At 60.9% G+C, this 20,328-nt stretch carries 21 protein-coding genes and 2 pseudogenes; 7 read left to right on the top strand and 16 right to left on the bottom strand.

Translation table 11 applies throughout. The features are described 5' to 3' along the window. Nucleotides 1-10: 10 nt before the first annotated feature. Together BFP99_RS18185 and BFP99_RS18180 are read left to right on the top strand one after the other, a co-directional pair. The gene (locus tag BFP99_RS18185; RefSeq protein WP_065947851.1) at nt 11-889 is read left to right on the top strand and encodes a 5-oxoprolinase subunit B family protein; all 879 of its coding nucleotides are present in this window, start codon (nt 11-13) and stop codon (nt 887-889) included. Beyond that, complete coding sequence (locus tag BFP99_RS18180) at nt 886-1,860, top strand: 5-oxoprolinase subunit C family protein (protein ID WP_065947850.1); 975 nt, start codon at nt 886-888, stop codon at nt 1,858-1,860. Before BFP99_RS18185 ends, BFP99_RS18180 begins: the two co-directional genes overlap by 4 nt. Before the next feature lie 63 nt (nt 1,861-1,923). Here BFP99_RS18180 and BFP99_RS18175 read toward each other — a convergent pair whose 3' ends face one another. The 4 genes from BFP99_RS18175 to BFP99_RS18160 all read right to left on the bottom strand — a co-directional run bounded on the left by BFP99_RS18175 (nt 1,924) and on the right by BFP99_RS18160 (nt 6,406). Further along, nucleotides 1,924-3,540 (bottom strand): inorganic phosphate transporter, encoded by a 1,617-nt coding sequence (locus BFP99_RS18175; RefSeq protein WP_065925286.1) that lies wholly within the window; start codon nt 3,538-3,540, stop codon nt 1,924-1,926. A 164-nt stretch (nt 3,541-3,704) separates the two neighbouring features. After that, complete coding sequence (locus BFP99_RS18170; RefSeq protein WP_065925259.1) at nt 3,705-4,724, bottom strand: transporter; 1,020 nt, start codon at nt 4,722-4,724, stop codon at nt 3,705-3,707. Between the two features lie 148 nt (nt 4,725-4,872). Continuing rightward, complete coding sequence (locus BFP99_RS18165) at nt 4,873-5,178, bottom strand: PepSY domain-containing protein (protein ID WP_065925258.1); 306 nt, start codon at nt 5,176-5,178, stop codon at nt 4,873-4,875. A gap of 100 nt (nt 5,179-5,278) precedes the next feature. Beyond that, the gene (locus tag BFP99_RS18160; protein ID WP_065925257.1) at nt 5,279-6,406 is read right to left on the bottom strand and encodes a glycerophosphodiester phosphodiesterase family protein; all 1,128 of its coding nucleotides are present in this window, start codon (nt 6,404-6,406) and stop codon (nt 5,279-5,281) included. Between the two features lie 232 nt (nt 6,407-6,638). Here BFP99_RS18160 and BFP99_RS18155 point away from each other — a divergent pair, with 232 nt between their 5' ends. Continuing rightward, nucleotides 6,639-6,962, top strand: coding sequence for a DUF2025 family protein (locus tag BFP99_RS18155; protein ID WP_065925256.1), 324 nt, complete (start codon nt 6,639-6,641; stop codon nt 6,960-6,962). Nucleotides 6,963-7,251: 289 nt separating this feature from the next. On the opposite strand, the gene BFP99_RS18150 is transcribed toward BFP99_RS18155, so the two are convergent. Together BFP99_RS18150 and BFP99_RS18145 are read right to left on the bottom strand one after the other, a co-directional pair. Beyond that, entirely contained in the window at nt 7,252-7,575 is a 324-nt protein-coding gene (locus BFP99_RS18150) for an antibiotic biosynthesis monooxygenase family protein (protein ID WP_065947849.1), read from the bottom strand. Further along, complete coding sequence (locus BFP99_RS18145; RefSeq protein ID WP_065925255.1) at nt 7,572-8,279, bottom strand: CTP synthase C-terminal region-related (seleno)protein; 708 nt, start codon at nt 8,277-8,279, stop codon at nt 7,572-7,574. The genes BFP99_RS18150 and BFP99_RS18145 overlap by 4 nt, the downstream gene beginning before the upstream one ends. A gap of 80 nt (nt 8,280-8,359) precedes the next feature. Here BFP99_RS18145 and BFP99_RS18140 point away from each other — a divergent pair, with 80 nt between their 5' ends. Then, the gene (locus tag BFP99_RS18140) at nt 8,360-9,241 is read left to right on the top strand and encodes a LysR family transcriptional regulator (protein WP_065947848.1); all 882 of its coding nucleotides are present in this window, start codon (nt 8,360-8,362) and stop codon (nt 9,239-9,241) included. A 47-nt stretch (nt 9,242-9,288) separates the two neighbouring features. On the opposite strand, the gene BFP99_RS18135 is transcribed toward BFP99_RS18140, so the two are convergent. The 5 genes and pseudogenes from BFP99_RS18135 to BFP99_RS18120 all read right to left on the bottom strand — a co-directional run bounded on the left by BFP99_RS18135 (nt 9,289) and on the right by BFP99_RS18120 (nt 13,355). Beyond that, entirely contained in the window at nt 9,289-9,810 is a 522-nt protein-coding gene (locus tag BFP99_RS18135) for a DUF1003 domain-containing protein (protein WP_065925253.1), read from the bottom strand. An 84-nt stretch (nt 9,811-9,894) separates the two neighbouring features. Continuing rightward, nucleotides 9,895-10,332: pseudogene (locus tag BFP99_RS34130) on the bottom strand (methyl-accepting chemotaxis protein); the annotation flags it as partial. 111 nt (nt 10,333-10,443) lie between these two features. Beyond that, nucleotides 10,444-11,214, bottom strand: a pseudogene (locus tag BFP99_RS34125) (PAS domain-containing protein); the annotation flags it as partial. Between the two features lie 265 nt (nt 11,215-11,479). Beyond that, a complete protein-coding gene (locus tag BFP99_RS18125; RefSeq protein ID WP_065925251.1) occupies nt 11,480-12,538 on the bottom strand; it encodes a diguanylate cyclase in 1,059 nt (352 codons plus the stop codon). A 190-nt stretch (nt 12,539-12,728) separates the two neighbouring features. Continuing rightward, nucleotides 12,729-13,355, bottom strand: a complete 627-nt coding sequence (locus tag BFP99_RS18120) for a TetR/AcrR family transcriptional regulator (protein WP_065925250.1) — start codon at nt 13,353-13,355, stop codon at nt 12,729-12,731. A 123-nt stretch (nt 13,356-13,478) separates the two neighbouring features. Here BFP99_RS18120 and BFP99_RS18115 point away from each other — a divergent pair, with 123 nt between their 5' ends. From BFP99_RS18115 to BFP99_RS18105, 3 genes are all read left to right on the top strand, one after another. Continuing rightward, nucleotides 13,479-14,537, top strand: a complete 1,059-nt coding sequence (locus BFP99_RS18115; protein WP_027605642.1) for an MBL fold metallo-hydrolase — start codon at nt 13,479-13,481, stop codon at nt 14,535-14,537. A 339-nt stretch (nt 14,538-14,876) separates the two neighbouring features. Then, nucleotides 14,877-15,395, top strand: coding sequence for a hypothetical protein (locus BFP99_RS18110; RefSeq protein ID WP_065925249.1), 519 nt, complete (start codon nt 14,877-14,879; stop codon nt 15,393-15,395). Further along, nucleotides 15,385-15,942 carry an AAA family ATPase gene (locus BFP99_RS18105; RefSeq protein ID WP_065925248.1) on the top strand — a complete coding sequence of 186 codons (558 nt, stop codon included), beginning with the start codon at nt 15,385-15,387 and terminating at the stop codon, nt 15,940-15,942. The genes BFP99_RS18110 and BFP99_RS18105 overlap by 11 nt, the downstream gene beginning before the upstream one ends. Here BFP99_RS18105 and BFP99_RS18100 read toward each other — a convergent pair. The 5 genes from BFP99_RS18100 to BFP99_RS18080 form a co-directional block, all read right to left on the bottom strand. After that, nucleotides 15,872-16,252 (bottom strand): helix-turn-helix domain-containing protein, encoded by a 381-nt coding sequence (locus tag BFP99_RS18100; RefSeq protein ID WP_074847504.1) that lies wholly within the window; start codon nt 16,250-16,252, stop codon nt 15,872-15,874. The genes BFP99_RS18105 and BFP99_RS18100 overlap by 71 nt on opposite strands. Before the next feature lie 94 nt (nt 16,253-16,346). Further along, the gene (locus tag BFP99_RS18095; protein WP_065947846.1) at nt 16,347-17,294 is read right to left on the bottom strand and encodes a hypothetical protein; all 948 of its coding nucleotides are present in this window, start codon (nt 17,292-17,294) and stop codon (nt 16,347-16,349) included. A gap of 231 nt (nt 17,295-17,525) precedes the next feature. Continuing rightward, nucleotides 17,526-18,173, bottom strand: a complete 648-nt coding sequence (locus BFP99_RS18090; RefSeq protein WP_065947845.1) for an HAD-IB family hydrolase — start codon at nt 18,171-18,173, stop codon at nt 17,526-17,528. A gap of 71 nt (nt 18,174-18,244) precedes the next feature. Continuing rightward, complete coding sequence (locus BFP99_RS18085; RefSeq protein WP_065947844.1) at nt 18,245-18,958, bottom strand: HNH endonuclease; 714 nt, start codon at nt 18,956-18,958, stop codon at nt 18,245-18,247. Between the two features lie 196 nt (nt 18,959-19,154). Then, nucleotides 19,155-20,318 (bottom strand): ribonucleotide-diphosphate reductase subunit beta, encoded by a 1,164-nt coding sequence (locus BFP99_RS18080; protein ID WP_176719699.1) that lies wholly within the window; start codon nt 20,316-20,318, stop codon nt 19,155-19,157. Between the last annotated feature and the right edge of the window lie 10 nt (nt 20,319-20,328).

The raw sequence follows: 20,328 nt of genomic DNA, 5'->3' as shown, positions 1-20,328 counted from the left end.
AGGAACAGACATGGCTGAAACGTCCCCCATCCGCTACAGCTTCGGCGGTGATGAACACCTGTTCGCCGAAGTCAGCGAGAGCATGTCCCTTGAAGCTTTTTTCAAGGGCATGGCCGTGACCCGTGCCGTGGAGCGCCTGGCGCTGGAGGGCGTGCTGGATGTGTGCCTGGCCAATGCCTCGTTCCAGATTCGCTTCGACCCCGACCGCATCGCCCCCCATGTGCTGCTCGACGCCGTGCAAAGCGCCGAAGCCCAGGCCGTGGCCGAACGCACCTTGCACACACGCATTATCGAAATCCCGGTGCTCTATAACGACCCCTGGACCCATGAAACCCTGATGCGGTTTCGCGACCGTCATCAAGACCCCAGCGCCACCGACCTGGAATACGCCGCACGCATCAATGGCCTGGCCGATGTCGAAGCGTTTATCGCCGCCCACAGCGGTGCGCCGTGGTTTGTCTCGATGGTGGGTTTTGTCGCGGGCTTGCCGTTCATGTTCCAGATGGTCGAGCGCGAGCGGCAGTTGCAGGTGCCCAAGTACCTGCGCCCGCGCACCGACACGCCGAAGCTGACCCTCGGCCATGGCGGTTGCTTCGGCTGCATCTACTCGGTGCGCGGCGCCGGCGGCTACCAGATGTTCGGCGTGACCCCGGCACCGATCTACGACCCGGCGCAGCAGCTGGGTTACCTCAAGGCGCATATGGTGTTTTTCCGGCCGGGTGACATCGTGCAATTCAAACCCATCGACCGGGACGCCTACGACCTGGCCGTTGCCGAGGTGGAGGCAGGACGTTTCGACCTGCGCATTCGCCCGGTGGAATTTTCCCTCGATGCGTTTCTCGCCGACCCCATCGGCTATCCGAAAACCCTGCAGGAGGCGCTGGCATGATCAAGGTCCTCAAACCCGGCCTCGCCACCTCTGTGCAGGACCTGGGCCGCGAAGGCTATTACCACCTGGGCATTCCGCCATCGGGTGCTTTGGACCAATACGCCTTGAGTGCAGCCAACCATCTGGTGGGCAACCCGGTGGGCGCGGCCGGCCTGGAATGCACTTTGATCGGGCCGGAATTGGAGTTTCAACGCGATACCCTGGTCGCGCTCAGCGGTGCGTTGATGTCGCCGCGCCTGGACGGTGAAGTGGTGCATCAGGACACCGCCTTTGAGGTGCGTGCCGGGCAGGTGCTGCGTTTCGAATTTCCCAAGGCCGGTGCCCGCACTTACCTCGCCGTCGCCGGTGGCATTGACGTGCCGTTGGTGCTTGGCAGCCGTTCCACCTACACCCTCGGCGCCCTTGGTGGTTTCCACGGGCGACGCTTGCAGGCAGGCGATGAGCTGCCCATCGGCGAAGCCAGCGGTCTCGGGCGGGCAGGCAACAGTTTGCCGATGGCATTGCGCCGCTCGGTGGGCGGCGATGTCACCTTGCGCGTGGTGCCAGGACTGTATTACGAGCGATTGACCGCGGGCGCCAAGAGCAGCTTTTTTGCCGAACCGTGGACGGTCGGCTCCGAGGCGGACCGCATCGGCTATCGCTTCAAGGGCGGCAGTGCGCTGAGCTTTCAACCGCGTGAGCAGCCGTTCGGCGCGGGGTCGGATCCGTCGAATATCGTCGACAGTTGCTACCCGATTGGCTCGATACAGGTACCGGCGGGGCTGGAGCCGATTGTGCTGCACCGCGATGCGGTATCCGGCGGTGGCTACGCGATGATTGGCACGGTGATCAGTGCCGACCTGGACTTGATCGGGCAGATGCAGCCTAACCAGCGGGCGGGGTTTGTGGCGGTGACGTTGGAGCAGGCACTGGAGGCGCGGCGGGTGTACAAAAAACGGCTCAAGGCCATGGCGGGGCTCTTCAACAACTGACACGGCACACATCCAAATGTGGGAGGGGGCTTGCTCCCTCCCACATTTTCAATCTGAGGTTGGTCAGAAGAGTTTGGTGAACAGCCAGTAGAGGCTGCCGGACAGCAGAATCGCCGCCGGCAAGGTGAGCACCCACGCCATCAGCAAATTGCGGATGGTCCGCATCTGCAACCCACCCCCATTGGCCACCATGGTCCCCGCCACCCCCGACGACAACACATGGGTGGTCGACACCGGCAGCCCGAACATATCCGCTGCGCCAATGGTCAGCATCGCCACGGTCTCGGCCGAGGCGCCCTGGGCGTAAGTCAGGTGGGTCTTGCCGATCTTCTCGCCCACGGTGACCACGATGCGCTTCCAACCGACCATAGTGCCAAGCCCCAGGGCGATGGCCACGACAATCTTCACCCACAGCGGAATAAAGCGCGTGGCATCGTCGATCTGTTGCTTGAACAGTTGCAGCTTGCCTTGGGTGTCAGCGTCGAAATTGCCGACCTTGCCTTTGTCCATCAGGCGAATGGTTTCGCTGCTCAGGTACATATCGTTACGCACGTTGCCCACGGCTTCGGCGGGGACTTTGGCCAGGGAACCGTAGCCTTTGACCTGGTCACCGATCTGGCCGGCGAGGGCGGCGAGGGCCGGAATCAACTCGGGCGTGGCTTCCTTGGTACGCATGTAGGTCGACAGCACCGGCCGAGGGTCACCCGCCAACGCCAGCGGCGCTGTTTTCATCAGCGCCACCTGGGTCACTTCGGCGACTGCGGCGAACTGCAACGATTGTTCGGCCGGCATGGCGCGGTTCAGCGCATAGGCCATGGGCAGGGTACCCACCAGGATCAGCATGATCAGGCCCATGCCTTTTTGCCCATCGTTGGAGCCGTGGGCAAAGGACACGCCGGTGCAGGTGGCGATCAGCATGCCGCGAATCCACCAGGGCGGCGGGGTGTCGCCCTTGGGGGCCTTGTACAACGCACGGTTTTTCACAAAGGCGCGCAGGGCCAGCAACAGCAAGGCGGCGAAGGCGAAGCCGATCAGCGGCGAGAGCAGCAGCGCATAACCGATCTTGATCGCCTGGCTCCAATCCACACCGCTGGTGCCGTCACGCCCGTGCATCAAGGCATTGGCCACGCCGACGCCGATGATCGAACCGATCAGGGTGTGGGACGACGAGGCCGGCAAACCCAGCCACCAGGTGCCGAGGTTCCATAGGATCGCGGCGATCAGCAACGCGAAGATCATCGCGAAGCCGGCCGATGAACCCACCTGCAGAATCAGCTCCACCGGCAGCAAGGCAATGATGCCGAACGCCACCGCGCCGCTGGACAGCAGCACACCGAGGAAATTGAAGAAGCCCGACCACACCACCGCAAACTGCGGCGGCAGCGAGTTGGTGTAGATCACCGTCGCCACCGCGTTGGCTGTATCGTGGAAACCGTTGACGAACTCGAAACCCAGGGCAATCAACAGCGCCACACCCAGCAGCAGGAACGGCGTCCACGTGGTGAGCTGGGCGCCCATTTCGTGCATGTCGTGCATGAGGCTGTAGGCGGTAAACAACAGGCCCATGGCAAGCACGGCGAAGAAAACGATCACCGTCACCAGGCCGGGTTTCTTGTCCAGGCGCGGTTTTGAATCGACGGAGGATGAGTGCGTTGAGGCAGTCAGGGAAGGGGTGGCCATGCCGGGCATCCGTGTGGGGAGGATGCCGTTCATATTCATTGCAGAATGTTACAGCGATGCTGCCGCAGGTCATTGTTTAGGTAATTGGATCTGCCACTGGTCTACAAAACACCGTAGTACTCATGTGGGAGGGGCGGTGCGACGATTCGACAGTTGATTGCATTTCAATTTGAAAACTTGCGAAACGCCCAGCGTCCGGCGATCAGCGTGAAGGTCGCGACCAATGCCACCAGGATCCAGAACCCCTCGGGGTCCTGTGAAAGGGGCACACCGCCCACGTTCATGCCGAAAAAACCGGCGATGATGTTGATCGGCAACGCCAGCACCGTCACCACGGTAAGGGTGAACAGCGTGCGGCTGCTCTGCTCGTTGAGGTTGGCGGCGATCTCTTCCTGCAGCAGCTTGATCCGTTCGCCCAGCGCCGTCAGGTCGTTGATGATCAGCGCAAACTCCTCGGTGGATTTGCGCAACTCCTTCACGTCTTCCTTTTGCAGCCATTGCGGCGGGCGGTTGAGCAGGCGCAGCAGCGAACCCGGCTCCAACGCGAGCAGGCGTTGCAGGCGCACCAGCACCCGGCGCGCCGCCCCCAGTTCCGCGCGGTTGGTGGACAGGCGCGAGGACAGCAACTGGTCCTCGATGTGGTCGACGCTGATGCTGGTCTTGCGCACGATCTGGGTCAGCACTTCCCCCTGGTCGCGCAGCAGGTGCACCAGCAGTTCCAGCGGTGAGCGAAAGCGTTCGCCGGCCTTGACCGACGAGCGCAACTTGTCCACCGAGTGCAAAGGTTGCAGGCGTGCGCTGATCAACAGCCGGCTGCGGGCGCAGACCCACAGCGTGGAAATATCCGACGAAACCATGCTGCTGAAGTTGAACACCACGTCGTTGACCACCGCCAGCAAGGCTGAGTCGACGTGTTCGATGCGAGTGGAGCGCGAGCCTTCGTGCAGGGCCTCGAAGAATTCTTCGGGTAAATCCAGGTTGGCCAGCATCCAGCGTTCGCAGGCGGCGTGGGCCAGGTTGAGGTGCAGCCACAGGAACTCTTCCGGGTCGGCGGGTTGCTGCAAGGCCGCGAGGGCAGCAGCCGAATCAATCTGTTCGCCCTTTTCACCGGGACGAAAACGAAAACCGTAAAGCAAGCCAAACAGGTCGGAGTCCTGGTGGCTGTGGTCGAGGCTGTGGTTCATGGAGACTCGCAGAGAAAGCGCCTGTAGGACGTTTCACAGGTTCGCGTGGGCGAATCATTGCAAGGAGGTATGACAGTTATATGACGTTTTAACGGTGCGCATAAAAAAACGCGCCACCCGGAGGTGGCGCGTTTTTTCTAGGTTCAACTCAAGTGTCTTGCTTGTTTTCCAGCACCGCGCCGGTCTTGGCGTCGAGCTTCACTTCAAAGCGCTTGCCAGCGGTGTCGGTCAGGTCGACTTCGTAGACCAGTACCCCGTTTTTGTGGTCAAGCTCGGTGTCGGTGATGCTGCTACCGGCGTGTGTGGCCACGGCGGCGGCATTGAGTTTCTCAAACGGCATCACGGCGCCGGACTTGAGCAGGCCTTCAATGTGGTCCGGGCGAACATCGGCCTGGGCCAGGCCGGCGGTCAGGGTCAGGGCGGTGGCGGCGAACAGGGCAGTCAGGGTTTTCATGGGGTGTGTCCTTCTCTGGTGAGCTGTTTAAGTGGCGCCAGATTAACCGGCGCAACTTAACTCATCCTTAATGGCGCACTGACACCAATGCCCGACTCACTCAGTACTTATAGTCGTTCAGCAGGTCTTGCACGCTGGACGACGGCCAGCGCTTGTAGAACTTCAACAGTTCGGCGGCGCGGTTGGTGAAGATGCCGTCGACGCCGGCCTTCATCACTTTGTCGAAGTCGACCGGCTCATCCACGGTGTAGACGTGCACCAGCAGGCCCTTGTCGTGGGTCAGCTTGTTCATTTCAGGCTTCACCAGGTCGGTGTAGCTCTGGTCGCCGTGGTCGGTCAGCTCAGCCGATGGGCCGGTACCGATGGCGCCGAGGCTCTTGGCTTCGTCGACCCACTTTTCGAACTCGGCGGCGTCTTTTGGCTCTTGCTTGGCGTAGTAGGCGGCCTTGGTCGGTTCGCCGGACTCGGCGAAGGTCTGCGTGGATTTCGGCTCGATGCTGCCTGGGCCAACCCACAACAGCAGGATCTTCGGCGTGTTCGGCATTTCTTTCTGCAGCTCTTTCAAGCTGTCTTTTTCAAACGTCTGCAGCACCACACGGCCCTTGCCCTGGCCGACGCCGGTGTTGCTCTTGCCCAGCTTGGAGCCGGCGGAGCTCAACCAGCCTTTATCCAGCAGCTTGTTTTTCAGGTCGGCTTCGATGCCCGGGAATTGCTTGGGCTCCTTGGTTTCGATGTACAGGCCGGGTTTGTGCTGCGGGTTGCCTTCGGCGATCTTGATGATGTCGTCCAGGCTCAGGATCTTCAGGCCAACGAAGCCTGGACGCGCACGATCCGGGTAGGCGGCGTTGAACCAGCTGCCGGCGTCGAGGGTTTGCAGTTCTTTCCAGGTGAACTCATTGGCCGGGGCGTCCTTGCGCTCAGGGAACTTGGTGGCCACGTCGGTGGTGCGCTGCAGGTTGTTGTCGTGCAGGGCGAACAGCACGCCGTCCTTGCTGCGCTGCAGGTCCAGTTCCAGGTAGTCGGCACCCAGGTCGCGCGCGACTTTGTAGGCGGCGGCGGTGGATTCCGGCGCGTCGTAGGACGCGCCACGGTGAGCGATCACGGCGGGGTAGGGAATGCCTTCGTTTGTCGCCAGTTCAGCCGGGCTGATCGGTTCGGCAGCCTGTGCCTGGCCGAGGCCAAGCGCCAGTGCGAGCAGCAGGGCGCTCTTGGAAAACGTGACAGGCATATGCGAAGTCCTTTCGTGGAGGTAGCTTTGAGAAGGCCTCCTTTTTAACAATTGATTGCGAAAGGCGCTATCACCAAACCGACATTAACGTGCGCACGTGCCAATTTTCTCGGTTTTTTTGCGCGGCATTGCAGTACTCTTGCTCGCAGCCGCCCCGCCAGAGGACGGTATTTTCTGCCACGCGTGTAAACCATCTTTCCAGTCCCTGTGGGACTTTTCAGTGAGGTTTACCATGCGCATCACCTCCGAGCTTATCTGCCAGGCCGCCGACCAACTCCGCGGTTTTGTTGGCCTCAACCGCAAGACCGGCCAGTACATCGTGCGTTTCAGCGAAGATTCCTTCGGCATGGACGTGGCCGACGACGGCATTATCCCCACCGCTGAATTTGTCTGGCTGCCGGCCCCCGAGCAGACCATGACCCTGTCCCGCGAGCGTATCCAGTTGCTGCTCGACCAGAATATCGACGACCGCATCAACATCAGCGAGCCGTTGCGCGTGTATATGAAACGGGTGGAAATTCCACAGATCAGTGCGCTGCGCAGTCTGGTGAGCTAGACGGCATAGGCGGTAAGCGAGCGTTCTGTGGCAGGCCGGCTTGTTGTGGTGAGCGGGCTTGCCCCGCGCTGGGGCGCGAAGCGGCCCCTGAACCAGACGCTGCGGTTAGTCAGGAGAACCGCGTCAACTGAATTGGGGCTGCTTCGCAGCCCAGCGCGGGGCAAGCCCGCTCACCACAACCGGCCCACTCACCACAACAAACCCGCTCACCACAACAGGCCTGCTCACCACAACAGGCCTGCTCACCACAGCAGGCCTGCTCGCCACAGAGACTCAGCTGATATGAAGGTTACTGGCCTTGGAATGTGTAGGCCCGTTCCACCTTGCACACCCGTGTCTGAAACGCCGAGTACCAGATGGAGCGTCCTTGTTCACGCACTGCCCGATGCTCAGCCTGCTGCTTCCAGGCCAGGATCGCGGCCTCGCTGCTCCAATACGACACGGTAATCCCCAGGCCATCCTCCCGCGCCGATTCCACCCCGAGAAACCCCGGTTGATCGCGAGCCAACTCCAGCATGCGGGCGGCGGCCTGGCCGTAGCCTTGATCGCCGTCGGTGCGCAATGAGCTGAAGATCACTGCGTAGTAGGGTGGGGCGGGAGTCTTGGCGATCATGCGCACTGCTCCTGGCACGCCTTGAGCCAGGCAATCGCCAAAGGCGGCGTGATGCCCTTGAGGGCGGCGCGTTCAGGCTGGAACAGGGTGGCGACGAAAAATGGATGGTCGAGCAACTCCACCGCGCGTAGATCGCCGGCTGCGTCATGCCCGCTGGGAATCATCTCGCGCTCGAGCAGGGCATCGGCGAATTCGGGGTTGATGCCGTAGCGGCAGCGGTAACCTTCCTCGATTTCAAGACGGCCGTAGGCCTCGGCGATGCGCGTGTAGGGTGTCAAGCGCAGGCTGTCGGTGGCTTCAACCAGTGCGCAGCTCAGGGGGGTGATCACTGCGCGTTCAGCGCCCGGCGCCAGCTCGCCATGTTCGGCATCGGCCCAGCCCAGCACGTTGCGGGCGTATTCCAGCACTGCATGTTGAAAACCACCGCATGTGCCGAGGAAAGGTCGCCGCTGTTCGCGGGCAAAACGGATCGCCCGCAAGGCGCCGTCGGTGTCGCGGTAGGGGCTGGCGGGCACGCACCAGAATCCGTCGAAGCCGTGCAGTGCTGTGGTGGGCGTGAGGGTGTCGGTGTCGAGCCATTGCAGATGAACCTGCAAACCGAGGGTTTCGGCGGCCCGTTGCAGCGCGACGGGAATGGCCTGGTGCGCGATGACATCGGGGTTGTAATCGCCGATCAGGGCGAGGTGCAGGGTGGTGGCTTTCATCGTGTGCGTCCCATGGCTTGTGGTGTCCTGACGTGCACTATAGATTGGCGCGCACGCAATCAATATTGGCGTTTACCCACATGCTCAATGCAGCCACGCACTATCAAATCGATTACCCCGACCTGTCGCTGATCCTCGCCCTGGTGCGTGGCGGCACCCTGGCGCGCGCGGCGGCGTTATTGCGGGTGGATGTGTCCACGGTGTTCCGCGCGGTGCGACGGCTGGAGGCCGCATTGGGCCAGACGCTGTTTGAAAAAAGCCGCGCCGGCTACCTGCCCACCAGCCTCGCCAATAGCCTGGCGCAGCAGGCCGAACGTGCCGAACAAGCGCTGGAGGCGGCGCGCATCGGCGTGGAGCAGGGCGGCGAGGTGATCAGCGGCACGGTGCGCCTGACCTGTACCGACTCGGTGCTGCAAGGGTTGTTGCTGCCGGCGCTGGCGCAGTTCATGCCGGACTACCCGGCGCTGACCCTGGAGCTGAGCACGTCAAATGATTTCGCCAACCTCAGCCGCCGCGATGCCGACATCGCCCTGCGCCTGACCAGGACTCCGCCGGCGCATCTGGTCGGCCGTTGCCTGGGGGCCGTGGCGTATCAGGTGTGTGCCAGCCCCACGTATGCGCACCAACACGCCGCACGCTCACTGGCGGACCTGGCCTGGATCGCGCCGGACGACTTCCTGCCCGACCACCCCACGGTGACCTGGCGCCGCGAACACCTGCCCGGTGTACGCCCCAGCTATCGCTGCAACAGCATGTTGTCGGTGACCGAACTGGTGCGGGCAGGGTTGGGCGTGGCGGCGCTGCCGGACTTTCTGCTGGATGACGGCCTGCAACCCCTGGGCCCCGCGTTGGCTGGGCACGACACCGCGTTATGGCTGCTGACGCGCCCCGATTGCCGCGCATTGCGCTCGGTGGTGACGCTGTTTGATGAGTTGGGCCGGCATGTGCAGATGAAACCCTGACTCACCGCGATCGGGAGTCAGCCCCCTCCCACATGGCATTCGCGTTGTTATTGAGGTTTTCGCACATAGTGCTCATGCATTTCGCACGTCAGGGTTTCGATGTGTTCGGTCAGTTGCTTGGTCATTTCCGTCAGCCGGGTGTTTTGCTCCAGCAATTCGAGCAACTGTCTGGTGGTTTGCGCGGCCTGGGCCTGGCGTTCGGTATTGGCGATGGCCAGGGCTTCACGGTGTTGCGCGTCGGCGTCGGACTGGGCTTTGTCGCGGGCGGCCTGGCGCGTCTGGGCCAGCAGGATCAGCGGCGCGGCATAGGCGGATTGCAGGCTGAAGGCCAGGTTGAGGAGGATGAACGGGTACACGTCGAAGTGGGTGATGCCGGTTACGTTCAGCACCACCCACAAGATCACGATCGCGGTTTGCGCACCGAGGAAGGTCGGTGTACCAAAGAAGCGCGCAAAGGCCTCGGCCTTGAGGGCAAAGGTATCGTTGCCGAAGGTCGGCGCCAGGTGGGCGTGGCGGCGGTGAAAACGCAGGTGATCGACGGGGGCGGTTTCGGGCTTGTCGGGGGTCATGGTGGGCTCGGGTCATCAACGTTAAGACAGTGAATCACTATAGTCCTGGCGACCTGTCTTACACATGAATAACCCGTGGCCTACTTAGTGGACACCCCGCTCATTGGCAAACGCACTCACCGCGTGCACCGCCTCGCTGGTACCTTCGCGAATCTGCAGGATCACCGTACCGGCCTGGTTTGCCAACTCCACGCCCAGGGCAGCACGGTCGCGGGTTGCGTCCATGCTGTCGATGGCTTGGCGGGTTTCAGCCTGGATCACCGCGATCATGCTGGATATTTCTGTGGTGGACCCGCTGGTGCGCGCCGCCAACTGCCGCACTTCATCGGCCACCACGGCAAAACCACGGCCTTGTTCACCCGCGCGCGCCGCTTCGATAGCGGCATTGAGTGCCAACAGGTTGGTTTGTTCGGCAATGCCGCGAATGGTGTTGACGATGGTGGTGATCTGCTGCGAACGCTCGCCCAGCTTGGCGATCAGTTGCGAGGAGTTGTCGATGTCCGAGGAGATTTCACGCATGCCGCTGGCTGTTTTCTGGATCACGTCGGCACCCTTTTCCGCCATGTTCTGGGTGTGCAGGGACAAGTGATAGGCCTGGGCGGCACTCTGTGCGTCAGCGGCGTGTTGTTGCACGCGCGCGGTGATATCCGAGGCGAATTTCACCACTTTGCACAGGCGTCCGCTGGCGTCGTACACCGGGTTGTAGCTGGCTTCGAGCCAAACGGGCCGGCCGTTTTTATCCACGCGCTCGAACTGGCCGCTGAACAATTCACCCTGGTTCAGGCGTCGCCAGAACTCGCTGTAGGCTGAGCTCGCGGCGGTCTGCGGGGTGCAGAACAGACGATGATGCTGGCCCTGGATCTGCGCCAGGCTGTAGCCCATGCGTTGCAGGAAGTTGGCGTTGGCGGTGATGATCGTGCCGTCGAGGTTGAACTCGATGACGGCCATGGCCCGGCCGATGGCTTCCAACTTGGCGTTGGCCTCGCTTTCGGCCTGCAGGCGCGGGGTAACGTCCAGGGCGTACTTCACCACTTTGATCACACGGCCCGCGTTATCACGTACCGGGGTGTAGCTGGCTTCCAGCCACACCGACTGACCATTGCCGCCCACCCGTTCAAAGGTACCTGATTGGAACTGACCCTTTTGCAGGTTGGCCCAAAGTTGCTGGTACTCGGCGCTACGGGCGAAGGCGGGCGTGCAGAACATCCGGTGGGATTGGCCTTCGATCTGCTCGGCGCGGTAGCCCAGGGTACTGAGGAAGTTGTCATTGGCCCGCAGCACGAGGCCTTGCGGATCGAATTCGATCACCGCCATGGAGCGTTCGATGGCGTCCAGCAGGCTGGCCTGGTGAGCCACGGTGTGTTGCAGGGTATCGATGGTTTTCTTATGGGCGTTGAATAACATGTTCGGGGGCTCGGGCAAGCACGCGTCTGGGAGTATCCATGTATAGGCGCCTGCCTCCGTAAGGCATTTGCCCTACGGTTGACCTGCTCATTGTCAGCTCCCTTGTGCTGACAGCGGGGGGTGGAACAACGGGTTAAGAGTCATCAGCCTGACAAGAAGTTCGCCCCATGGGCAGGACCATTTTTGGGTAGGCGACCAATGGAGGCATTACGCCATCTCCCGCGGCGTTGCACGGAAGATCAAGACCAGGTGTCGTAGGACAACGTCAGGCGGAGCAGGCTATCCGGTCGTCGTTGACACTGACTCGATTACGCCCGGTGTCCTTGGCGGCATAAAGTGCTCGGTCCGCCGCGTTCAGCCACATGGCTGCGTCGGTGAAGCGCGGCTGGAAGTCCGCCAGGCCGATGCTCAGGCTGACGCGCAATTCCGGTATGTGCGGGGTGCGGTAGTTGCCGAATGTTTCGCGCATCTGCTCCATGATCTGCGCTGCTTGCTCCAGAGGCATTTGCGGAAGAATCACACAGAACTCATCGCCACCATAACGTCCGGCCAGGTCGTTTTCCCGCAGGTTGCGCCGCAGTTCCAGGCTCAGTTGCCGCAGCACCGTGTCGCCGACGATATGGCCATGGGTATCGTTGATCTGCTTGAAGTGGTCAATATCGATCAATGCGATGGTGGCGTGGCTTTGCTGCTGCTGGCACTTGTGGAACTTGAGGTGCAGCAGGTCTTTCCACGAGCCGTGGTTGAGCAGGCCGGTGAGGCTGTCGGTGCGGCTCAGGGCACTGAGGGCGCGTTTATGTTCCGAGAGCTTGATCGCCAGTTGATAACAGACCATGCCGATGGCCATGGGGTAGAGGGTCAGCATCGGCAGGCAGGAGTAGACCTGAAGCAGGCTGACGTCGGGGTTGAACTGGATACCGAACAGCGCCCATGCCACGCCGATCCCCAGCACCTGGGCGAGCAGGCCACGCAGGAACAGGCGCCGGCCGCCGGCGGCGACGTTGTTCATGGTCATCATCGACAGGATGGTCACCGCTGTCAGCGGCGTGAACTGTGTGGCCGCCGCCCAGAACCCGCCGAGTACCGAGTCATACAGGAAGTTGCGCTGTTCAGCCTGGTAAGGAAACGGTGAACGGGTGGATAGCTGATACGCCAGGTGCGCCCAGGCAAACCCATTGAACAGCAGTAACGCCCAGACCCAGCCCGGCATGGCAAGCGGGTACAGGGCGCCGGTAACGCTGATGCTGCCGACACCCAGGCCGATGATCCTTGGCTGGTAGATACGCCGGGCAAATGAGAGCCCTTTGCCTCGTCTGTTTTCCATAAATTCCTGGTTCAGCTGTTTTTCACATTTACCGCGGCGCGCGGACACCGGATCGACCGTTGATCGCATAAGGCCTGTGAATATTGTCAGTTATTCCCATGGGAATAATCAGTGGCCTTCCAGGCCATTTGCGCAAAACAGAGGGCGAATGCGTCAAAAACGACCAGGAATGTCGCTCCTGCAACGGTTTTTACTCGGGGCAGGGGGCGCTGACTTCGTAGCCGGCCAGGAACAGGTCGATGGCCGACTCAATGACACGCGCCTGGTGAGCGGCATCCAGGGTCGGCTGGCCCAACGTGATCTGCGGCCAGAACGCGAAAGCCTTGAGCAGGCTTTGAATCTGGTGGGCGGCAAACGCCGGATCGGTGCAAGAGAGGCGGCCGTCTTCCTGGGCGGCGCGTACCCACTGGGTAAAACCTTCTTCGCGCTGGCTCAGGCGGGTGACCATGTCTTGCGCACGTTCCGGCGAGTGGATGGTGGCGGCGATGGCTACCCGGGCCAGATCGAGGAAATTGGTGTCCGACATCATCTTCATCTTGGCTTCCAGCAAACCACGCAGTTGTTCGCGCAGGGGGCGCTCGCTGGTGTAGCTGACGTCGAGTTGGGCGACGCTGCTGGCCCAGAGCTGGTGAAGGATTTCGGCGAACAGTTCTTCCTTGCTGGGGAAATGGTTATACACCGTGCGCTTGGAAACCCCAGCGGTGGCGGCGACCTTGTCCATGCTGGTGACCTCGAAGCCGTTATCGCGAAACTCAGCGATGGCCGCTGCCACGATGGCTTGGCGTTTGCGGTCGGTGAGGCGTTGAGGGGCAGTCATGGGTGGCGTTCGGCTCTTGAGGGTAAATTACACTGGGTAGTTTACTTGCTGCGGATTTTGTTGCAATCTTGAAACTACACTGTTCAGTGTAACTTATGCGCGGACCGTAGGAGTCACTCTGTAATGGCCACCATCTCAACCCGCCTCAAGTCTTCACCTGCGGCGCCCAAGCCTGCCGATCTGGACCTGGGGCGCTTCAGCAACGAGGCCCCCGTGCAGCACGGTGGCTTTGGCAAGACCTTGCGTATCTTCTGGAACATGCTGTTTAACAAACCACGCAGCACGCGCCCGGTGGGGCAGATCCCGGTGCAACCGCTGACCCGCGAGCAATTGTTGGCGGCGCCTGATCACAGCGTGTTCCGCCTGGGGCATTCCACCGTATTGCTGAAAATGCGCGGCAAGTTCTGGCTGACCGACCCGGTGTTCGCCGAGCGTGCCTCGCCATTCAGTTGGGCTGGCCCCAAGCGTTTCCACCAGCCGCCTATCCGTCTTGAAGAGCTGCCGCCCCTGGAGGCGGTGATTCTTTCCCACAACCACTACGATCATCTTGACCATAAGGCTGTCGTCCAACTGGCCGACAAGACCCGTTACTTTCTCGCGCCGCTGGGCGTGGGCGACATCCTGGTCAAGTGGGGTGTCGACGCCAGCAAGGTGCGGCAGCTGGATTGGTGGCAAGGCACCGAGGTGGATGGCATTCGCTTTGTCGCCACGCCGGCGCAGCACTTTTCCGGGCGCGGCCTGTTTGATGCCAATCAGACCCTTTGGTGTTCCTGGGTGATGATCGACGGCACGCGCCGTATCTTTTTCAGCGGTGACACCGGCTACTTCGATGGCTTTAAACGCATCGGCGAACAGTACGGCCCGTTCGATCTGACGTTGATGGAAACCGGTGCTTACAACGTCGACTGGCCCCATGTACACATGCAGCCGGAGCAAACCCTGCAAGCGCATATCGACCTCAGGGGCCGTTGGCTGCTGCCGATCCACAACGGCACTTTCGACCTGGCGTTCCATGCCTGGCACGAACCTTTCGACCGCATCATGGCGCTGGCGTGGGAGCGCAATGTGTCGATTACCACACCGCCGATGGGCCAGGCGTTCAGCTTGAACCAGCCGGAGCGTGGGTATGCATGGTGGCTGGAAGTGGAAACCCAAGGTGCACAAGAGCACCTTGTGGGCTGAGGGCGCAGAGGCGCCGAAAAAGGAGTTTTCAAGCTGTTTCGGGTCTGCGACAGGCGCCGGCGAAGGATGCGATGATCCCTGGAAAGTGTTTTCAGGGGAGGCGTACCGATGGACAGCATACGCAGATGGTTTTTGCGAGCAGATGCGGTTTGCCAGGTTGGCCAGCCGTTGTCTGCGCTCTTGGGCATGACCGACTCGGCATCTCCATGCCGCCGTCCTTCCCCCGATCAAGTGCCCCCCCGCAGTATCGAGTTTGATGTCGATCCCCCCCCTCAAACCCACCCCAAGGGTGGCGTCCTGATCCCCGGGTATAACGTACCGGCAATTCCCATCAGACCCATGCCTGACCCCTCGTTGACGCTGATTGCCCTGAGCGGTATCGACCCAGAGGGCCCAGTGATGGTGGAGGTGCCCCTGGTGCAGAACAATAGCCGCTTTGCCGCCATGCAAGCGTTGGCCGGCAGGCGCGTGGGGTATGCCGACCGATATGGACGTGGCGATGGGCATGAACCGATTCGACACCGTGCGCCCTTCATGCGTGCGCTGGACGTACTGCGCCGGGCCGGGGCGCAACTGATACCCGTGCCGGCGCAACGTATCGACGGCACCCTCACGTTCAAACTGCACACCCATAATGAAATCGATGAAATCGTGAATGAATACCGGCTGGATGCCCTGGTGTCGGACAGTCAAAGTGCTGCATTCCATAGTGCGTGCTGGAGTGGTTACCCGAGGTTTGGCGAGGCTCTCGATGGTGGCGCGACGTTGTGGTTCTACGGTGCGCGATGGTCGAAGGAATCGTTGGCCGCGCTGGCGCTGGGTTATCGCAATGCCAGGGAGGGAAGCCATGGCCTATAGAATTCATATCCTCGGTGCTGCGGGGGCGGGCACTACCACCCTGGGCAGGGCCTTGGCGGAGAGTCTGAACGTCGCTTACTTCGACACCGACTATTTCTACTGGCAGCAAACCGACGCCCCCTTCACCATTGCCCGGCCCAAGGATGAACGCATCCGCCTGCTGCAGGAGCAGACTGTCGGCCTGGAAGGCTGGGTGCTGTCCGGTTCACTGTGCGGCTGGGGCGACCCGATGATCGCGCAGTTCACCCACGTGGTGTTCCTGCGCCTCGACCCGCAAGTACGCCTGCACCGTCTGCGCATGAGGGAGGTGCAACGCTACGGTGATGAAATCCTGGAAGGTGGCAGTCGCCACGAGAACAGCGTCGCCTTCCTGGCCTGGGCCGCTCGTTACGACAGCGGCAACCACAGCCTACGCAGCCTGCGTCGGCATGAAACCTGGTTGGCGGCACTGACCTGTCCGGTGATCCGCTTGGACTCTACGCACCATTCGGCTGGGGCGTTGGTGAATCAATTGATGCCGCTGTTGAGCCCATCAGCCGCGAAATAATGTTTTGTGCAGCGGGTTCGGCTGGGGCGGTCTCAAACCGCCGCACACTCATGCCCCACCCCGGCGCAAACCCCGGGAAAAACACCAGCCCTTGCGCCTCCAACCGAAACGCCAATGCCAGGCGGGTTTCATCACCCACATCGCCCTGGCTTTCAAACTGTTGGATGGCATCCACCGTCACACCCGCCTGGCGGGCCAGCTCGTCGCGGCTCCAGCCCAGCATCGCGCGGGCCTGTACGCTGTGTTTGGCGGTGAATTGGTGCAGGACGATCTGCTGTTCTACGAAAGAGCTCATTGCCAGAGAGGACATGGGGTTTCTCCAGGATTCGACGGGGGAGGGCAAACTATACTGTGTTTTTGTACAGTTGTTTTGACCGCTCATCAACTGGATGCTTATCGACCCACTATTCCAACCCCGGCGCCTCACGAATGATCAGGTGATCGAGGTTCTCGATATTCGCGCTGAACACCCCGAAGGTCTGATCGGGGTTTTTCTTGCTGGGCACTTGTTTCAGCTCCGGTGTCACCCCGTAGAAGAAACAATACAACGCCCGCTCACTGTCCGCCGCCGCCCTGATCTGCTCCAGGAACGCCTTGCGCTTGCGGTAGTTCTCGATGAGCTTTTTGCTCAGGTAGACGTTGACCGAGTAGGGCTTTTTGTCGAGCCACACCTTCTTTTCGAAGTCGATGCGAAAGCTGCTGGTGTAGTCCTTGATCGCTTTGACCTTGCCCCAGTAGATCAGGCCCTTGTTGTCTTGCAGGTATTCGATCTTCTTGAAAAACGCCGCGTAAGTCGCGGTGTGCTCGCCGATTTTCAGCGGCATGCTTTTCAGCTTTTCCTTGTCGTCGATGTTCGACACAAAACACTCCACCGGGTGGGCAAACACGCTGGTTTTTTCCGGGGTGGTGTCGCTGGCGCTGACAGATTCGTCGCTGCGGGGTGAAGGTGTTTTCGCTGAATCTTGTGGGACCAGCCCCTCGGTGCCGACCTCCGCGGTTTTACGCTCGTACGTACGACGTGTCAGCACAAACTCCGATGGGAAATTATCCTCACGCTCATCGTCGTTTTCGCCTGCTGCACCCTTGTGGAGACTGGCATAGCGGCAGCCGTCGATATGCCGGGTGCTCGGCGTGTTTTTGAAGTGCGGGGTGCGTTGGTAGTTGACGTTCCTGGCGTTGAACGTGCTCAGCACATTGCCTGCTTCGAAGGCGGCGCGACAGGCATCGTTGGGGCAGAGGAAACTGTCCTTGTCGGAATCGAAGGTGTTGGTTTCGTCGAAATTCAGGTCTCGTACGTCATAGATCGACAGCTTGTCATCGAGACTCAGGCTGTAGGCCGTGTCGAATTTCATGGGGCTCGGGTCCGTGAGAGGTTTCGCTATTAATAGCGGGAACCCGCGTAAATATCAGCAAGAACCTGCAACCCGCCGTCCGCTGCGAGGGAACAAGTCCAGCTCAACCCCAAGCACCCCATGCTAGTCGCGACACTCAAGCCTAAACCGCTCAACTGTGGGAGCTGTCGAGCCCCAGCGAGGCGGCGATGGGATCGACTCGGTGTTCCCGGTGGATCCCACCCACCCGCATCACCGCTGCAACTTGGCCCGCTTTTTCTTCTTCGCATGAAAATGCCGAAAATGTGCATCCTGCGCCGCCGCCAGCAACTCCCGATCCCCTCGCGTATCGCCCCAGGCCCTGAGCCGATACTCCCCCAGGTCCCCGTACACCGCCTCAAGCCGCAGCACCTTATTCTCACACCGGCAGTTATTCCCGGTGAGCTTGCCGGTCAACACCCCGTCGACCACCTCAAGCTCAGTGCCAATCAACTTGATCCCAAGCCGATCGGCAAACGGCTGCAGCACCAACGCCGGCGACGCCGAACACAGCGTCACCACCGCCCCCGAGCCCAACTCCTGCTCCACCGACAACACCCCAGCCGGGCGCATCAACCGTGCCCAATTGCGCTGGCAATACTCCTCGGCCTTCTGCTGCACCCACTTCTTCTCCACCCCGGTCATAAAGGTGCGGATCAACTGCGCCTTCAACTCATCCCGGCTGATCTGCCGCACCAAAAAGCGCAGCCCAGGCACCGCCAGCTTGACCATCCGGCCATAAAACTCGCCGGTGCCAAAGGCAAACTTGAGGAAGGGCACGAAACTGTCGTGGTGGGTCAGGGTGCCGTCGAAGTCAAAGACGGAGAGTACTTTGGCGTCAGCGGGGCCGGCTTCGAGCATGTCTGGGTTCACGGGTTGGCCTCGGTCCTATCTAGTATTTTTGAGCGTGCATCAGGTGTGACAGCAGGAGTCTACTCCCGTGCCAATCTTCCGACCTTGGCGTAAAGCCCCTCGGTGAAAGCCGCCCGGTCACTCGACCGGTGACAACGCTGATGGCAATTGGGGCACAAGGCTACAGCATTGGTGATGCGATCCGAACCCTTCTGGGCCAGGTGCTTGACGTGATGTACTTCAAGAAATGGCAAACCGTCGACCTCAAACGGCGCGTTAGCGCCGCAGCCTTCGCAGATGCCCTCGGCCTCTTTCAGTACCCAGGCGCGGACCTTTGGGTCGCGAACAAAAGCGGTGCTGACGGTCGAGACCTTCTGCGGCTGGGCAATGCCGTCCGGTAGCGTAGTGAAAGGTTGCTGCTGCAGTTTGGACGCGCGGCGGATAAGCGTTTGCTCGTCTGCTGTTTGGGCGGCGTCTTCGGATTCGAATACACCCTGCGCGGCCAGCGCTTGGCGGATGCGTTGTTCGACGCCTGAGCCTACGTTCTTCGCAGGCTTATAGCCCTCGATGCGGTCCCAGCCCATACGCACAAGCACGGTGGAGATATTTTGCATACGGAACTCGATAGAGCCCTTTGCACGGCCTGCCACCGGGCCTTCGCGCAGGAGGCGGTTTTCGAGGGCTTTGTTGAACGGTTGGCCGCTCTTTTCCCAGGCCAACATCTTCAGGTACGCCTCGACCGCAGCTGCCAGCTCCGCGTCGCTCCAGTCCGTTTTGTCTTTCGTAATATCCATACAGCCGCCGAGGGTGGAAAACCCTCGGACGATACTGAGTAGCCATTATTGCGTCTACGAAATTTCCTACGATCTAGAAGGATTTAGCGGTCAGCTACTTTGGTAAATTCTCTGCTTTGTACGGAGAGTCTTTAGTGAGCTAGCATAAAAAAGCCCCGAACAAGTCAGGGCTTCTTGGTGTTGCTGTGCTAAGGAATCAATCCCAGCTCAGCGCACCGCCGGTCTGATACTCGATCACACGGGTTTCGAAGAAGTTTTTCTCTTTCTTCAAATCCATGATCTCACTCATCCACGGGAACGGGTTAGTCGTCCCCGGATACTCTTCCTTCAACCCAATTTGCGACAGGCGACGGTTAGCGATGAACTTCAAATAGTCTTCCATCATCGCGGCGTTCATACCGAGCACCCCGCGCGGCATGGTATCCCGCGCATATTCAATCTCCAGCTGAGTCCCCTGCAGGATCATCTGGGTCGCTTCTTCCTTCATCTCGGCATCCCACAGGTGTGGGTTTTCGATTTTGATCTGGTTGATCACGTCGATACCGAAGTTCAGGTGCATCGACTCGTCGCGCAGGATGTACTGGAACTGCTCGGCCACGCCGGTCATTTTGTTGCGGCGGCCCATGGACAGGATCTGGGTGAAGCCGCAATAGAAGAAGATGCCTTCCAGGACGCAGTAGTAGGCGACCAGGTTGCGCAGCAGCTCTTTATCAGTCTCGACGGTGCCGGTTTCGAACTTCGGATCGGAGATGGAGCGGGTGTATTTCAGGCCCCAGGCTGCCTTCTTAGCCACCGATGGAATCTCGTGGTACATGTTGAAGATCTCGCCTTCATCCATGGCCAACGATTCGATGCAGTACTGGTAGGCGTGGGTGTGGATCGCTTCTTCGAAGGCCTGGCGCAGGATGTACTGGCGGCACTCCGGGTTGGTGATCAGGCGGTACACGGCCAGGACCAGGTTATTGGCGACCAGGGAGTCGGCGGTGGAGAAGAAGCCGAGGTTGCGCATGACGATGCGGCGTTCGTCGTCGGTCAGGCCTTCGGGGTTTTTCCACAGGGCGATGTCGGCGGTCATGTTGACCTCTTGCGGCATCCAGTGGTTGGCGCAGCCGTCGAGGTACTTCTGCCAGGCCCAGTCGTACTTGAAGGGCACGAGTTGGTTGAGGTCGGCGCGGCAGTTGATCATGCGCTTTTCGTCAACGGCGACGCGGGCGGAGGCGCCTTCGAGTTCGGCGAGGCCTTCGGCGACGTCGAGTTTGTCCAAGGCGGCCTTGGCGCGCACGATGGCGGCGGAGTCACTGGCGGTGACGGCGCGTGCTTCGATGGCGGCAGCGGCACCGGCACCGTCGAGGCGGTCCATGTTGGCTTCG

The sequence above is a fragment of the Pseudomonas sp. 1 R 17 genome (assembly GCF_900067035.1).
Classification (GTDB): Bacteria; Pseudomonadota; Gammaproteobacteria; order Pseudomonadales; family Pseudomonadaceae; genus Aquipseudomonas; species Aquipseudomonas marginalis.
Note: the sequence above shows the minus strand (reverse complement) of the source record. Positions and strands in the feature narration are given on the sequence as shown.